At 59.9% G+C, this 15,749-nt stretch carries 13 protein-coding genes and 1 pseudogene; 10 read left to right on the top strand and 4 right to left on the bottom strand.

The window, feature by feature from the left end:
* A pseudogene (locus tag PIN01S_RS23175) lies at positions 1 to 344 on the top strand (IS4 family transposase); the annotation flags it as partial.
* 55 nt (positions 345 to 399) lie between these two features.
* Here PIN01S_RS23175 and gyrB read toward each other — a convergent pair.
* Genes gyrB through dnaA form a run of 4 tightly spaced genes read right to left on the bottom strand, consistent with a single transcriptional unit; the run spans position 400 to position 6,576 of the window.
* Positions 400 to 2,817, bottom strand: a complete 2,418-nt coding sequence (gene gyrB, locus PIN01S_RS23170) for a DNA topoisomerase (ATP-hydrolyzing) subunit B (protein ID WP_084339280.1) — start codon at positions 2,815 to 2,817, stop codon at positions 400 to 402.
* A complete protein-coding gene (gene recF, locus PIN01S_RS23165; protein ID WP_084339279.1) occupies positions 2,814 to 3,917 on the bottom strand; it encodes a DNA replication/repair protein RecF in 1,104 nt (367 codons plus the stop codon). Before recF ends, gyrB begins: the two co-directional genes overlap by 4 nt.
* An 8-nt stretch (positions 3,918 to 3,925) precedes the next feature.
* Positions 3,926 to 5,032: a DNA polymerase III subunit beta gene (gene dnaN / locus PIN01S_RS23160; RefSeq protein WP_084339278.1), complete on the bottom strand. Its 1,107-nt coding sequence runs from the start codon at positions 5,030 to 5,032 to the stop codon at positions 3,926 to 3,928.
* 35 nt (positions 5,033 to 5,067) lie between these two features.
* A complete protein-coding gene (dnaA, locus tag PIN01S_RS23155; protein ID WP_084339277.1) occupies positions 5,068 to 6,576 on the bottom strand; it encodes a chromosomal replication initiator protein DnaA in 1,509 nt (502 codons plus the stop codon).
* Positions 6,577 to 7,099: 523 nt separating this feature from the next.
* Here dnaA and rpmH point away from each other — a divergent pair.
* The 9 genes from rpmH (at position 7,100) to PIN01S_RS23110 (ending at position 15,732) form a co-directional block, all read left to right on the top strand.
* Positions 7,100 to 7,234 carry a 50S ribosomal protein L34 gene (gene rpmH / locus PIN01S_RS23150; RefSeq protein WP_003100258.1) on the top strand — a complete coding sequence of 45 codons (135 nt, stop codon included), beginning with the start codon at positions 7,100 to 7,102 and terminating at the stop codon, positions 7,232 to 7,234.
* A gap of 14 nt (positions 7,235 to 7,248) precedes the next feature.
* Positions 7,249 to 7,653, top strand: coding sequence for a ribonuclease P protein component (gene rnpA, locus PIN01S_RS23145; protein ID WP_084339276.1), 405 nt, complete (start codon positions 7,249 to 7,251; stop codon positions 7,651 to 7,653).
* The gene (gene yidD, locus PIN01S_RS23140) at positions 7,646 to 7,891 is read left to right on the top strand and encodes a membrane protein insertion efficiency factor YidD (protein WP_084339275.1); all 246 of its coding nucleotides are present in this window, start codon (positions 7,646 to 7,648) and stop codon (positions 7,889 to 7,891) included. Before rnpA ends, yidD begins: the two co-directional genes overlap by 8 nt.
* A gap of 2 nt (positions 7,892 to 7,893) precedes the next feature.
* Positions 7,894 to 9,561 carry a membrane protein insertase YidC gene (gene yidC, locus PIN01S_RS23135; RefSeq protein WP_084339274.1) on the top strand — a complete coding sequence of 556 codons (1,668 nt, stop codon included), beginning with the start codon at positions 7,894 to 7,896 and terminating at the stop codon, positions 9,559 to 9,561.
* Positions 9,562 to 9,635: 74 nt separating this feature from the next.
* A complete protein-coding gene (mnmE, locus tag PIN01S_RS23130) occupies positions 9,636 to 11,003 on the top strand; it encodes a tRNA uridine-5-carboxymethylaminomethyl(34) synthesis GTPase MnmE (protein WP_084339273.1) in 1,368 nt (455 codons plus the stop codon).
* A 508-nt stretch (positions 11,004 to 11,511) separates the two neighbouring features.
* Positions 11,512 to 13,404, top strand: coding sequence for a tRNA uridine-5-carboxymethylaminomethyl(34) synthesis enzyme MnmG (gene mnmG, locus PIN01S_RS23125; protein ID WP_084339272.1), 1,893 nt, complete (start codon positions 11,512 to 11,514; stop codon positions 13,402 to 13,404).
* Complete coding sequence (gene rsmG, locus PIN01S_RS23120) at positions 13,404 to 14,051, top strand: 16S rRNA (guanine(527)-N(7))-methyltransferase RsmG (RefSeq protein WP_084339271.1); 648 nt, start codon at positions 13,404 to 13,406, stop codon at positions 14,049 to 14,051. Before mnmG ends, rsmG begins: the two co-directional genes overlap by 1 nt.
* Positions 14,052 to 14,061: 10 nt before the next feature.
* The gene (locus tag PIN01S_RS23115; RefSeq protein WP_084339270.1) at positions 14,062 to 14,850 is read left to right on the top strand and encodes a ParA family protein; all 789 of its coding nucleotides are present in this window, start codon (positions 14,062 to 14,064) and stop codon (positions 14,848 to 14,850) included.
* Positions 14,851 to 14,859: 9 nt separating this feature from the next.
* Entirely contained in the window at positions 14,860 to 15,732 is an 873-nt protein-coding gene (locus PIN01S_RS23110; RefSeq protein WP_084339269.1) for a ParB/RepB/Spo0J family partition protein, read from the top strand.
* Positions 15,733 to 15,749 lie beyond the last annotated feature (17 nt).

Raw genomic sequence — 15,749 nt, 5'->3', positions numbered from 1 at the left:
TGTTGCGCAGCAAGACGCCGGAAATGATCGAGCAAGAGCTCTGGGGAGTACTGCTGGGCTACAACCTGCTGCGCTACCAGATGCTGGAAATGAGTCGCCATTGTCCCGGCATCTACCCCTGCGAGATGAGCTTCACCGCCTGCACCTGGGCGATCCTCGGGTTACTCAATGGCCTTTCCCTACGGCATCCGGGCAACATCCCCAAATACTTGGCAGAACTGCATGCGTCAGCCATGCATTACGTGCTGCCGCATCGGCGGGAGGATCGGTGTTACCCCCGAGCGGTCAGGCCAAAACCCTCCAAGTATCCGCCCAGAAATAAAAATGCCAGTCAGCTTAACTGACTGGCATTAGGCCCGAGGGCCTGCTTTTTTATGCCTGGATCGGACCGCTCGACGATCAGACGTCCAGGTTGGAGACTGCCAGCGCGTTGCTTTCGATGAAGTCGCGACGCGGCTCCACGGCATCGCCCATCAAGGTATTGAATATCTGGTCCGCCGCGATGGCATCTTCGATGGTCACCTTGAGCATGCGACGTACGTTCGGATCCATGGTGGTTTCCCACAACTGGTCCGGGTTCATCTCGCCCAACCCCTTGTAGCGCTGGATGCTGTGCCGCTTGGTGCTCTCGGTCATCAGCCAGGCCAGTGCCTCCTTGAAGGTGGAGACCGGCTTCTTGCGTTCGCCACGCTGCACGTAGGCGCCTTCTTCCAGCAAGCTGTTCAACTGATCGCCGAGTGCGGTGACCGTCTTGTAGTCATTGCTGGCGAAGAAATCGCGGTTGAAGGTGATATAGCTGGAGAGGCCGTGGGCAACCAGCTCGACCTCCGGCAACCACAGATGGCGCTCGCGATCTTCGCGCAGGCTGGCCTTGTAGGTCAGACCCGACTTCTCGGCCAGCTTCAGCCGCGCCTGGAACTGCTCCAGCCAGACCTGCATGGCACCTTGGTCGGCCAGTTGCTCGACGGTCACGCGCGGCAGGTAGACGAAGTGCTCGGTCAGCTCCTGCGGGTAGAGGCGGGAGAGACGGGAAAGGGTCTTCATCACCGTGCGGTAATCGTTGACCAGCTTTTCCAGCGCCGGACCGGACAGTCCCGGCGCACTCTCGTTCACATGCAGGCTGGCCTCTTCCAGGGCCGACTGGGTCATGTATTCCTCCATGGCCTCGTCGTCCTTGATGTACTGCTCCTGCTTGCCTTTCTTCACCTTGTAGAGCGGCGGCTGGGCGATGTAAATGTAGCCACGCTCGATCAGCTCGGGCAGCTGGCGGAAGAAGAAAGTCAGCAGCAGGGTACGGATGTGCGAACCGTCGACGTCAGCATCGGTCATGATGATGATGTTGTGGTAGCGCAGCTTCTCGATGTTGTACTCCTCGCGACCGATACCGCAGCCCAGGGCAGTGATCAGCGTACCGACCTCCTGGGAGGAGAGCATCTTGTCGAAGCGAGCCTTTTCCACGTTGAGGATCTTGCCCTTGAGCGGCAGGATCGCCTGGGTCTTGCGGTTGCGACCCTGCTTGGCAGAACCGCCCGCGGAGTCACCCTCCACGATGTAGAGTTCGGACAACGCCGGGTCTTTTTCCTGGCAGTCGGCCAGTTTTCCGGGCAGGCCAGCGATATCCAGCGCACCTTTACGACGGGTCATCTCCCGCGCCTTGCGTGCCGCCTCGCGGGCTCGCGCCGCGTCGATCATCTTGCCGACCACGGCCTTGGCTTCGTTCGGGTTTTCCAGCAGGAAGTCGGCGAAGTACTTGCCCATTTCCTGTTCCACCGCAGTCTTCACCTCGGAGGACACCAGCTTGTCCTTGGTCTGAGAGCTGAACTTGGGATCGGGCACTTTGACCGAGATGATCGCTGTCAAGCCTTCGCGCGCATCGTCACCGGTGGTGGCGATCTTGAACTTCTTCGCCAGACCTTCCTGCTCGATGTAGTTGTTCAGGTGGCGGGTGAGGGCAGAGCGAAAGCCTGCCAGGTGCGTACCACCGTCACGCTGTGGGATGTTGTTGGTAAAGCAGAGGATGTTTTCGTTGAAACTGTCGTTCCACTGCAGGGCAACCTCGACACCGATACCGTCGTCCCGCTGCACATTGAAATGGAACACCTGGTTCACTGCGGTCTTGTTGGTGTTCAGGTACTCGACGAAAGCCTTGAGGCCTCCTTCGTACTTGAACAGTTCCTCCTTACCGCTCCGCTCGTCCCTGAGGACGATGCCGACGCCCGAGTTGAGGAACGACAGTTCGCGCAGACGCTTGGCCAGGATGTCCCAGCTGAAATGGATGTTGGTGAAGGTCTCGGCGGAGGCCTTGAAGTGAATCTCGGTGCCCGTCCCATCGGTATCACCGACCGGGGCCAGAGGAGCCTGGGGCACACCATGGCGATAGATCTGTTCCCAGACCTTGCCGGAGCGGCGAATGGTCAGGCGCAGTTCTTCGGACAGCGCATTCACGACGGAAACACCTACGCCATGCAGCCCACCGGATACCTTGTAGGTGTTGTCGTCGAACTTGCCGCCGGCATGCAGCACGGTCATGATGACTTCGGCCGCCGAAACACCTTCTTCCTTATGGATGTCCACCGGAATGCCCCGGCCGTTGTCCCGAACTGTGATGGACTCGTCTGGATGAACGGTGATGCTGATTTCGGAGCAATAGCCGGCCAACGCTTCGTCGATGGAGTTATCGACCACCTCGAACACCATGTGGTGCAGACCGGTTCCATCGTCGGTATCCCCGATATACATACCGGGGCGCTTGCGTACGGCGTCCAGGCCCTTCAGCACCTTGATGCTGGAGGAATCGTACGTGTTGTTCTCGCTCATGCTTCACTCCGATGGTCTTGGGTGATACGACCATGTTCCACGTGGAACATGGCGACTGGCGTATCCGTCTGCCAGCCATCTCTCAACAATTCTTTGTCAACGCAGGTGATGAACACCTGGCATTGTAAGTCTTCTAACAAACGGCAAAGCGCCTTGCGGTGCTGCTCATCCAACTCCGAGGGCAGGTCATCCACTAAATAGATGCACTGCCCTCTCTTGGCCTGGTTGACCAAATGGCCCTGAGCGATGCGCAACGCGCAAACGACAAGCTTCTGTTGGCCTCGAGACAAGATATCCGCCGCACTGTGTGCGCCGAGACGTAAGCGAAGATCGGCGCGTTGCGGCCCCGCCTGCGTATGGCCGAGCTGCTGATCTCTGAGAAGTGACGAATCGAGCACTTCCTTCAGCGAACGGTCCTTGTCCCAGCCGCGGTAATAGCTAAGCGTCAGACCGCTCAGCTCAACCAAATGGCTAAGAACATCTTCGAAAACGGGCTTCAATGTCTGGATATAGACACGGCGATAACTGTCTATTTCGTCGCTGGCAAGACACAATTCTCTGTCCCAGGCCGCCTGCGACGCGGAGTCAAGTGTACCATGCCGGAGCCACGAGTTCCGCTGCCTCAGGGCCTTCTGTAGGCGCTGCCAGGCAGGAAGAAAACGAGGTTCCACGTGGAACACTCCCCAATCCAGAAACTGGCGTCGAACTTTCGGCGCCCCCTCAAGCAAACGAAAGCTGTCCGGATTGATCAGTTGCAGCGGTAGGTTCTCCGCCAACTGGGCAGCACTGCGCGCGTTCTGCCCATCGATACGAATCTGAAATTCCCCTTGGCGGTCACGTGAAACCCCCAGATTGCACTGTCCGCCCTCGACCAGATCGATCTGGCCAAAAACCGTGCAAGAAAGCTGTTCGTGCTGAATCACCGGCGACAGTCGTGTACTGCGAAAAGAGCGTGCGAGGCCGAGAAGATGAATGGCCTCCAGCAGGCTGGTTTTTCCGCTGCCGTTGTCGCCGTATAGGATGTTGATTCGGGGGGAGGGGGAGAGAGTCACCGGGTGCAGGTTGCGCACCGCGGTGACTGTAACGCGGCTGAGGGACATTGAACGGCTTACAGACGCATCGGCATCACGACGTATGCTGAATCGTCGTTATCGGCTTCCTGAAGCAGGGCGCTGCTGTTAGCGTCGGAAAGAATGAGGCGGACCTGGTCGGTCGTCATCACACCCAGCACGTCGAGCAGATAGCTGACGTTGAAACCGATTTCGAGGTTTCCACCGTTGTAATCGACAGCGACTTCTTCCTCAGCTTCTTCCTGTTCCGGGTTGTTCGCCTGGATTTTCAACAGGCCGGACGCCAGCAGCAAACGAATGCCCCGGTACTTCTCGTTGGAAAGAATTGCCGTACGGCTGAAGGCTTCACGCAGCAACTGGCGATCACCGATGACCAGCTTGTCGCCGCCCCGCGGAAGGACGCGCTCGTAATCGGGGAACTTGCCATCCACCAGTTTGGAGGTGAAAGTGAACTCGCCCGTCGTCGCACGAATGTGATGCTGGCCAAGCACGATGCTGACTTCACCGTCTTGCTCCGTAAGGAGGCGCGCCATTTCCAGGATACCCTTTCGGGGAACGATCACCTGGTGACGATCAGCCTGCTCGATGCCCGCTTGCATGGAGCACATCGCTAGACGGTGACCATCGGTGGCGACCGCACGCAGCATGCCGGCGCTGACTTCCAGCAGCATACCGTTCAGGTAATAGCGGACATCCTGTTGTGCCATGGCGAATCCGGTGCGCTCGATCAGGCGACGCAACTTGGCCTGGGGCAGGGTGAAGGTCAGCGAGCCGGGACCTTCTTCCACGGTGGGAAAATCGTTCGCCGGCAATGTCGACAGGGTGAAACGGCTACGTCCGGTCTTCAGAACCAGCTTTTGATCGTCGACGCGGATATCGATCAGAGCGTCGTTCGGCAGGCTCTTGCAGATATCCATGAGCTTGCGCGCCGGTACGGTGATCTCCCCGGGCTCGCTGGCGCCTTCCTCGAGCGTCACCCGGCCAACCAGCTCGACCTCCAGGTCGGTCCCGGTCAGCGACAACTGCTGGCCTTCGACTACCAGCAGAACGTTGGAAAGCACCGGCAAGGTCTGACGGCGTTCCACGACGCCGGCGACCAGTTGCAGGGGTTTCAACAAGGCTTCGCGTTGAATGGTGAAATGCATGGTCTAGTCCCTTGCCTCGTGGAGCTGCGTCAGACTCATGTGGTCAACGTCCGCAGCAGGTTCTTGTAATCCTCGCGGATATCCGCGTCGGACTCCCTAAGTTCCGCAATCTTACGACAGGCGTGCAAGACTGTGGTGTGATCGCGCCCGCCGAAGGCATCACCGATTTCCGGCAGGCTGTGGTTGGTCAACTCCTTGGACAACGCCATCGCCACCTGACGCGGCCGCGCCACCGAACGAGAGCGGCGCTTGGAGAGCAGATCGGAAATCTTGATCTTGTAGTACTCGGCCACCGTGCGCTGGATATTGTCGACGCTGACCAGTTTGTCCTGTAGCGCCAGCAGGTCCTTCAGCGACTCGCGGATCAACTCGATGGTGATATCGCGCCCCATGAAGTGGGCATGGGCGATCACCCGCTTCAAGGCTCCTTCCAACTCCCGCACGTTGGAGCGGATGCGCTGGGCAATGAAGAATGCGGCGTCGTGCGGCAGATCGACCTTGGCCTGGTCAGCCTTTTTCATCAGGATGGCGACACGGGTTTCCAGCTCCGGCGGCTCCACTGCCACCGTCAGGCCCCAGCCGAAACGCGATTTCAGACGTTCTTCCAGCCCCTCGATCTCCTTCGGGTAGCGGTCGCTGGTGAGAATGACCTGCTGCCCGCCTTCGAGGAGCGCATTGAAGGTATGGAAGAACTCTTCCTGAGAGCGCTCTTTCTTGGCAAAGAACTGAATGTCGTCGATCAGTAGCGCGTCCACCGATCGGTAGAAGCGCTTGAACTCGTTGATGGCATTCAACTGCAACGCCTTGACCATATCGGCCACGAAGCGTTCGGAATGCAGGTACACCACCTTGGCATTCGGATTCTTCTTCAGCAGATGATTGCCGACCGCATGCATCAGGTGGGTCTTGCCCAAACCCACGCCGCCATAAAGGAAGAGCGGGTTATAGCCGTGCTTGGGATTGTCTGCGACTTGCCAGGCGGCCGCGCGCGCAAGCTGGTTCGATTTACCCTCGACGAAATTCTCGAAGGTAAAGGTGCGATTCAGGTAGCTCGTGTGCTTCAACGCGCCTTCCACCTGAACGGAGCGCTCGGTACGCACTGCTGGAGCCGGCGCCACCGAAGGAGTGGAGGCCATGGAATCGAAGCTGGCACGCAAATTATCCAACGCCATTGCCGTTTGCACCGGCTCGGCGGCTGGGGTCACAGGGGTGGAAACCGGACTCATCTTCGCCGCCGCGTTGGCAGCCGCCGTAGCGGCTGAAGCGGGCGCGGTCGGAGCGGGCCTGGCAGCAGAGCTGCGCTTGCTGCCTATTAATAAGGAGAGTGCAGGCACCAGACCGTTACCGCGCTCTCCCAACAGCTCGAGCAATCGCCCCAGATACTTTTCGTTGACCCAATCCAGTACGAAGCGGTTGGGTGCATAGACACGCAGTTCGTCGCCGGCGGCTTCAACCTGTAACGGGCGGATCCAGGTGTTGAATTGCTGGGCAGGCAGTTCATCGCGCAGAAGCTCCACGCACTGCTGCCAAAGTTCCACGGACACGGGTATCCCCTACGTAGGAAAGGCGGCTAAGGCAAAAAAACAAGCCGTCATTGTAGCCTCGGCAGCCGCAGTTATCCACACGAAGCGCCGCCCAGTCATATGGAAAATCAAAGCCTTATTCGATTCCTAGGGTTTTACCCAGGCCAGACCAAACCATGTGGATAACATGCCGCCAACCATGTGTTTCGACGAAGGGAAAAGCCTGGGGATGACTCCACTGTGGGTAAGTGACCTATCCATCCCCAGCTTACACAGCGGGTCCCCACATGTGCTCCACTCGTTCTCGACAAGCTTATCCTTCCTCCCACTGCCGATGGGTTCTGGCCTCGCAAGGTTTTTCCACAGGCAAGCCTCTGCCTAAACATCACTAACTCTTCAGAAAAGCTTTCATATATTTCCCTTCTTTTTTCTTGATACCCAAAGCCTGGTTGGAAATTGACCTGAGGCGCCGGTTTCTCTAGAATTGCCGGTCTCTTTAACGGGGGCCATTCCGGCCCGTAGTGGACCACCCAGGTATCGCATCATGAAACGCACCTTCCAACCCAGCACTCTCAAGCGCGCTCGTGTACATGGCTTCCGCGCTCGCATGGCCACCAAGAACGGTCGTCAAGTCCTGTCGCGTCGTCGCGCGAAAGGCCGCAAGCGCCTGACCGTCTGAACATCCCGGAACGGGTGGTGAGTCGAGGCTTCGGCCGGGAAAAGCGCCTGCTGACATCCCGGCACTTCAAAGCGGTATTCGACTCTCCCACCGGCAAGGTTCCTGGCAAGCACGTTCTGCTTCTCGCGCGCGACAACCTGCTGGATCACCCCCGCCTGGGGTTGGTAATCGGCAAGAAGGCCGTAAAGCTCTCCGTCGAGCGCAATCGCCTGAAACGCCTGATTCGCGAGTCATTCCGGCATCACCAGGAAAGCCTGGTCGGCTGGGATATCGTGGTGATCGCGCGCAAAGGTCTCGGCGATCTGGAAAATCCCGAACTCAGACAGCAGTTCGAGAAACTCTGGAGACGCTTGGCGCGCAGTCGCTCTCGTCCAGAAGCCCGAACCGAATCAGGGGTGTCCGACAGTCCCCATGCGTAAACTGGCCATCGCGTCGATCCAGTTTTATCGCTACGCCATCAGCCCCCTGATGGCCAGTCACTGTCGTTTCTACCCCAGCTGTTCCTGCTACGCGCAAGAGGCCATTGAAACCCATGGCCTCTTGCGTGGTGGCTGGCTGAGCCTGCGCAGGCTCGGTCGCTGTCATCCGTGGAATCCCGGCGGATACGATCCGGTTCCACCCGCCCCAACCTCCCGACCCCCTTCGATGGCCGAGTAATCATGGATATTCAACGCTCGATCCTGATCGTCGCCCTGGCAGTCGTGTCCTATTTGATGGTTCTTCAATGGAACCAGGATTACGGCCAAGCCGCCTTGCCGACACAGAGTACCGCTGCGAACAGCGCCACCCCAGCGCTGCCGGAAACGCCGAGTTCCGGTAAAGCCAGCGACGATGTGCCGACCGCCAGCGGAGAACATACCGATGCGGCCAACGCTCCCGCCGTGGCCAGCAACGAGCTGATCCGCGTGGAAACCGACGTGCTGAACCTGGCCATCGACCCGCTCGGTGGCGACATCGTGCAGTTGACGCTTCCGCAGTATCCGCGCCGACAGGATCGCCCGGACGTTCCCTTCCAACTGTTCGATAACGGCGGTGAGCGTCTCTACCTCGCCCAGAGCGGACTTACCGGTGCCAACGGACCGGATGCCCGCGCCAACGGTCGTCCGCTCTACTCCAGCGAGAAGCGCGAGTATCGCCTGGCCGAGGGCCAGGACGAGTTGGTCGTGGAACTGAAGTTCAGCGAAGCGGGTGTCGACTACACCAAGCGCTTCACCCTCAAGCGCGGCCAATATGACCTTGGCGTTTCCTACCGTATCGAGAACCAGAGCGCGCAGGCCTGGACCGGCAATCTGTTCGCACAGCTCAAGCGCGACGCGAGCAGCGATCCGTCCTCCAGCACTGCCACCGGGACCGCTACCTACCTGGGCGCAGCACTCTGGACCCGTGACGAGCCTTACACCAAGGTTTCCATGAAGGACATGGACAAGCAGTCCTACAAGGAGACCGTTCAGGGTGGCTGGGTCGCCTGGCTGCAGCATTACTTCGTCACGGCCTGGGTTCCTTCCAAGGATGACAGCAACCTGGTTCAGACCCGCAAGGATAGTCAAGGCAACTACATCATTGGTTTCACCGGCCCGGCGCTGAACGTGCCTGCCGGCGCAAGCGCCGAAACCGGCGCAACGCTGTATGCCGGTCCGAAGATCCAGGGCAAGCTGGCTCAGTTGTCTCCCGGCCTCGAACTGACCGTCGACTATGGCTTCCTCTGGTTCATCGCCCAGCCGATTTTCTGGCTGCTGGAACATATCCACAGCCTGCTCGGTAACTGGGGTTGGTCGATCATCGTATTGACCATCCTGATCAAGATGGCGTTCTTCCCCCTGTCCGCGGCCAGCTACAAGTCGATGGCACGCATGCGTGCCGTCTCGCCGAAGTTGCAGGCGCTCAAGGAACAGTACGGCGACGATCGCCAGAAGATGTCCCAGGCGATGATGGAGCTGTACAAGAAGGAGAAGATCAACCCGCTGGGCGGTTGCCTGCCGATCCTCGTGCAGATGCCGGTGTTCCTCGCCCTGTACTGGGTACTGCTGGAAAGCGTGGAAATGCGCCAGGCACCCTGGATGTTCTGGATCACTGACCTATCGATCAAAGATCCGTTCTTCATCCTGCCGATCATCATGGGTGCCACCATGTTCATCCAGCAGCAGCTCAACCCCACCCCGCCGGACCCGATGCAGGCCAAGGTGATGAAGCTGATGCCGATCATCTTCACCTTCTTCTTCCTCTGGTTCCCGGCCGGTCTGGTGCTGTACTGGGTCGTGAACAACGTCCTGTCGATCGCCCAGCAGTGGTACATTACCCGGCGCATCGAGAGCGCCGCGAAGGCCTGACCGACCGGTTTACCCGCCTGAAAAGACGCCCCCTCGTGGGGCGTCTTGCTATCCGCCTTTCAACGAGACAGACCATGACAGCCGTCCGCGAAACCATTGCCGCCATCGCCACTGCCCAGGGTCGTGGGGGTGTCGGGATCGTACGTGTGTCCGGCCCACTGGCCGTGGGCATGGCCAAAGATATCAGCGGCCGGGAACTGAAACCTCGCCATGCCCACTACGGCCCTTTCCTCGACGTGGATGGGCAGGTTATCGACGAAGGAATCGCATTGCTCTTCCCGGGGCCGAACTCCTTCACCGGAGAAGACGTTCTGGAGCTTCAGGGCCACGGCGGCCCGGTGGTGCTCGACCTATTGCTGCAGCGCTGTCTGCAACTGGGAGCGCGCCAGGCACGTCCCGGCGAATTCAGCGAACGCGCCTTCCTCAACGACAAACTGGATCTGGCCCAGGCGGAAGCCATCGCCGACCTGATCGAAGCCAGTTCCGAACAAGCTGCCCGTAACGCCCTCCGCTCCCTGCAGGGCGAATTTTCCCGTCGGGTCCACGATCTGACGGAGCGGCTGATCGAACTTCGTATCTACGTCGAAGCGGCCATCGACTTCCCGGAGGAAGAGATCGACTTTCTCGCCGATGGCCATGTCCTCGGACTACTGGATGGCATTCGAACGAAGTTATCCACAGTTCTGCGCGAAGCGGGGCAAGGTGCCTTGTTACGCGACGGAATGACGGTGGTCATTGCCGGCCGCCCGAATGCCGGCAAGTCGAGCCTCCTGAATGCATTGGCGGGGCGCGAAGCGGCCATCGTCACGGATATCGCCGGTACGACCCGGGATGTCCTGCGTGAACATATCCACATCGACGGTATGCCTCTGCATGTCGTCGATACCGCCGGCCTTCGCGATACCCAGGACCAAGTGGAGCGAATCGGCGTCGAGCGCGCTCTCAAGGCGATTTCCGAAGCCGACCGCATTCTGTTGGTCGTGGACGCTAGTGCCCCGGAAGCGGCTGATCCGTTCTCGCTTTGGCCGGAATTCCTCGACACGCGGCCGGACCCGGCCAAAGTCACCCTGATCCGTAACAAAGCCGACCTCACTGGCGAAAACATCGCGCTGGAAGTCAGCCAGGATCGCCATGTCACCCTCAGTCTCTCGGCGAAGTCCGGCGAAGGCCTGGAGTTGTTGCGGGACCATCTGAAGGCCTGCATGGGGTACGAACAGACCGCCGAAAGCAGCTTCAGCGCACGGCGGCGCCATCTCGAAGCCTTGCGCCAGGCAGGCACCTATCTGGACCATGGCCGCGATCAACTCACGCTGGCAGGGGCAGGTGAGCTGCTCGCCGAGGACCTGCGCCAGGCCCAGCAGGCACTGGGACAGATCACCGGGGCATTCAGCTCGGACGATCTGCTCGGTCGAATCTTCTCTAGCTTCTGCATCGGCAAGTAACCCAGTCAGACGCCTTTTCCTACGCGCTTCGCTTGCCGAAGCGCCTGTCCCTGCTTGTCATCACGAGCCGTTTCCACCCGCGATTCAGAGATCCACAGGCGCGCTAAGCCCTGTTGATAACTGCTCCTGAACTACGTCTATAACCCTGGTGAAAAGCTTCTGGAAAAAGCCCCTGTTGATAAACAGCAGCTTGATCCACAGGTAACCTACATTCTCCTACCACGCTATGGGCAGGAACGGCACAGGCTTATCCTTCCTTGAAGACCACGAATACCAAGGTCCTGCATCAGTTATCCACAGAATTGGCGTTCCTCAAGGTATAAACATAAAAAGAGTCTTTTAAAATTCTTTCTCTCTTTTTTCTTAAAAAGCCTGAACGGCTTGGCCTTAGAGTTCGGAGCTTGCCAGGCGCTGTCTATTTTTTATCCAGAAGGCTTCTTTCGAACGGCCTAACTCCCTATACTTCACGCCTTTCCCCAATACCCAATCGAACAGGCACGAGGTGCGTGTGGATTTTCCTTCCCGTTTTGACGTGATCGTGATCGGCGGCGGTCATGCCGGTACCGAAGCTGCGCTCGCGGCTGCACGCATGGGCGTGAAAACTCTGCTGCTGACCCACAACGTGGAAACCCTCGGGCAGATGAGCTGTAACCCTGCCATCGGTGGCATCGGCAAGAGCCATCTGGTGAAGGAGATCGATGCGCTCGGCGGCGCCATGGCGATAGCCACGGACAAAGGCGGCATCCAGTTTCGAGTACTCAACAGCCGCAAAGGGCCCGCAGTACGTGCGACTCGCGCCCAGGCTGATCGGGTGCTCTACAAGGCAGCGATCCGGCAGGTTCTGGAAAACCAGCCGAATCTGTGGATATTTCAGCAGGCAGCCGACGATCTGATTGTGGAAAACGATCAGGTCCGCGGTGTCGTAACCCAGATGGGACTGCGCTTCTTCGCTGAATCCGTGGTGCTGACCACTGGCACTTTCCTCGGTGGACTTATCCACATCGGACTGCAGAATTATTCAGGCGGCCGGGCCGGCGACCCGCCGTCCATTGCCCTTGCCCAACGTTTGCGCGAATTGCCATTGCGCGTCGGTCGCTTGAAGACGGGAACCCCGCCGCGTATCGACGGCCGTACCGTGGATTTTTCCGTGATGACCGAGCAGCCGGGCGACACACCGATCCCGGTCATGTCGTTCCTCGGTTCGAAGGAACAGCATCCGCAGCAGATCAGCTGCTGGATCACCCATACCAATGCGCGGACGCACGAAATCATCGCCGCCAACCTGGATCGTTCGCCGATGTATTCCGGCGTGATCGAAGGGGTCGGCCCGCGTTATTGCCCGTCGATCGAGGACAAGATTCATCGCTTTGCCGACAAGGACAGCCACCAGGTCTTCCTCGAGCCGGAGGGTTTGACGACGAACGAACTGTATCCCAATGGGATCTCCACCTCGCTGCCGTTCGACGTGCAGTTGCAGATCGTGCGCAGCATCCGTGGCATGGAGAACGCCCACATCGTGCGCCCGGGTTATGCCATCGAATACGACTACTTCGACCCGCGCGACCTCAAATACAGCCTGGAAACCAAGGTCATCGGCGGCCTGTTCTTCGCTGGCCAGATCAACGGCACCACGGGCTATGAAGAGGCCGGTGCCCAGGGATTGCTCGCCGGCGCCAACGCGGCGTTGCGGGCGCTCGGCAAGGACGGCTGGTGTCCGCGCCGCGACGAGGCCTACATCGGTGTACTGGTGGACGATCTGATCACCCTGGGCACCCAGGAGCCCTATCGCATGTTCACGTCGCGCGCCGAATACAGGCTGATCCTGCGCGAAGACAATGCGGACCTGCGTCTGACCGAAAAGGGCCGCGAGCTGGGGCTGGTGGACGATGCGCGCTGGGCGGCATTCTGCGCCAAGCGGGAAGGCATCGAGCGGGAAGAGCAGCGCCTCAAGAGCACCTGGGTCCGGCCCGGCACGCCGGAGGGCGAGGCCATTGCTTCGCTATTCGGCACGCCCCTGACCCACGAATACAACCTGCTCAGCCTTCTCAGCCGGCCGGAGATCGACTATGCCGGGTTGGCCGAGGTGACCGGCGGGGGCGCGGATGATCCGCAAGTCGCCGAGCAGGTCGAGATCAAGACCAAGTACGCCGGCTATATCGATCGCCAGCAGGAAGAGATTCAGCGCTTGCGTGCGAGTGAGAATACCCGTCTGCCGCAGGACCTGGACTACAGCACCATTTCCGGGTTGTCCAAGGAGATCCAGCACAAGCTCGGCCAGGCTCGTCCCGAGACGCTTGGCCAGGCCTCGCGCATTCCGGGCGTGACGCCGGCGGCCATTTCCTTGCTGTTGATCCACCTGAAGAAGCGGGGCGCTGGGCGCCAGTTGGAGCAGAGCGCCTGATGAGTCTGGTAACCTCCCGCCACGCCGAGGAGCTCGCGCGCGGCGCGCATGAACTCGGGGTCGAACTCAGCGACAGCCAGCAGCAACGTCTGCTGGGCTACCTCGGCCTGCTGATCAAATGGAACAAGGCCTACAACCTCACCGCAGTGCGCGATCCGGACGAGATGGTTTCCCGCCACCTGCTCGACAGCCTGAGCGTGGTGCCTTATGTCGCCGAGGGTGGGAACAACTGGCTGGACGTCGGTAGCGGCGGTGGAATGCCCGGCATTCCGCTGGCGATCCTGTTTCCACAGCGCCATTTCACGTTGCTGGATTCGAACGGGAAGAAAACCCGATTCCTCACCCAGGTGAAACTGGAGCTGAAGCTCGATAACCTCGAAGTTATCCACAGCCGGGTCGAAGCGTTTACGCCTGCCATACCCTTCGACGGTATCTGCTCGCGTGCTTTCAGCGCCTTGCAGGACTTCGCCAACTGGACGCGTCATCTGGGTAGCGGTGACACCCGCTGGCTGGCCATGAAGGGCGTACACCCGGACGACGAGCTGCAGGCCCTGCCAGAGGACTTCCGACTGGAACGGACGCACGTCCTCAAGGTTCCCGGTTGCCAAGGCCAGCGCCATCTGCTGATACTGCGCCGCACGGCTTAAGGGGGACAGCATGGCCAAGGTATTCGCGATCGCCAATCAGAAGGGCGGTGTGGGCAAGACCACTACCTGCATCAACCTGGCCGCTTCCCTGGTCGCGACCAAGCGACGGGTGCTGCTGATCGACCTGGACCCGCAAGGCAATGCCACCATGGGCAGCGGTGTGGATAAACAGGCGCTGGAGCATTCGATCTACGACGTGCTGATCGGCGAATGCAGCCTGGTCGATGCCATGCAGTTCTCCGAACATGGCGGCTATCAGCTCCTGCCGGCGAACCGCGATCTGACCGCGGCGGAAGTCGCCCTGCTGGAAATGAAGATGAAGGAGAGCCGGTTGCGTTATGCGCTGGCTCCCATTCGCGAAAACTACGACTACATCCTGATCGACTGCCCACCATCGCTGTCGATGCTGACGGTCAACGCACTGGTCGCTGCTGACGGTGTGATCATCCCGATGCAGTGCGAGTACTACGCCCTGGAAGGTTTGTCCGACCTGGTCAATACCATCCAGCGTATCGGCAAACTGCTCAATCCGACGCTGAAGATCGAAGGTCTGCTGCGCACCATGTACGACCCGCGGATCAGCCTGACCAACGACGTCTCCGCGCAGCTCAAGGAACATTTCGGCGATCAGCTCTATCAGACCGTGATTCCGCGCAACGTACGTCTCGCGGAGGCGCCCAGCTTCGGCATGCCGGCGTTGGTCTACGACAAGCAATCCCGTGGTGCGATCGCCTATCTGGCACTGGCCGGCGAACTGGTCCGCCGGCAGCGTGCGAACGCCGCCACCGTTACCGCATAAGGAAACCGCATGGCCGCCAAGAAAAGAGGGCTCGGACGAGGCTTGGACGCCTTGCTGGGGGGAACCAGCGTCACTGCCCTGGAAGAGGAAGCTGCGAAAAGCGGCGACCGCGAACTGCAACACCTGCCACTGGACCTGATCCAGCGGGGCAAGTACCAGCCTCGCCGGGATATGGACCCTGCCGCGTTGGAAGAACTGGCCCAGTCGATCAAGGCCCAGGGCGTAATGCAGCCGATCGTGGTCAGGCCGATCGGCGGGGGCCGCTACGAGATCATCGCCGGCGAGCGTCGCTGGCGGGCGAGCCAGCAGGCCGGCCTGGACAGGATTCCGGCGATGGTTCGCGAAGTGCCGGACGAAGCGGCGATCGCCATGGCCCTGATCGAAAATATCCAGCGCGAGGACCTCAACCCCATCGAGGAAGCCGTCGCGCTGCAACGGCTGCAACAGGAATTCCAACTGACTCAGCAACAAGTCGCCGAGGCCGTTGGTAAATCCCGGGTCACCATCACCAACCTCTTGCGCCTGATCTCTCTGCCGGACGAGATCAAGACCCTGCTCGCCCATGGCGACTTGGAGATGGGACATGCACGGGCCCTGCTCGGATTGCCGCCGGAACAGCAGGTCGAAGGGGCGCGACATGTTGTCGCACGTGGTCTGACTGTCCGACAAACCGAGGCGTTGGTGCGCCAGTGGTTGAATGCCAAGGAAAAGCCTGCCGACAAAGCAAAGGCCGACCCGGACATCGCCCGCCTGGAACAGCGCCTCGCAGAGCGGCTGGGCTCCCCGGTTCAGATCAAGCACGGCCAGAAAGGCAAGGGACAGCTGGTCATTCGCTACAACTCGCTGGACGAGTTGCAAGGCGTTCTCGCTCACATCCGCTAAAAGTTCGCTCTGTAGCG

This window comes from Pseudomonas indica NBRC 103045, assembly GCF_002091635.1.
Lineage (GTDB): Bacteria > Pseudomonadota > Gammaproteobacteria > Pseudomonadales > Pseudomonadaceae > Pseudomonas_M > Pseudomonas_M indica.
This window is presented reverse-complemented; position numbering and strand designations above follow the sequence as displayed.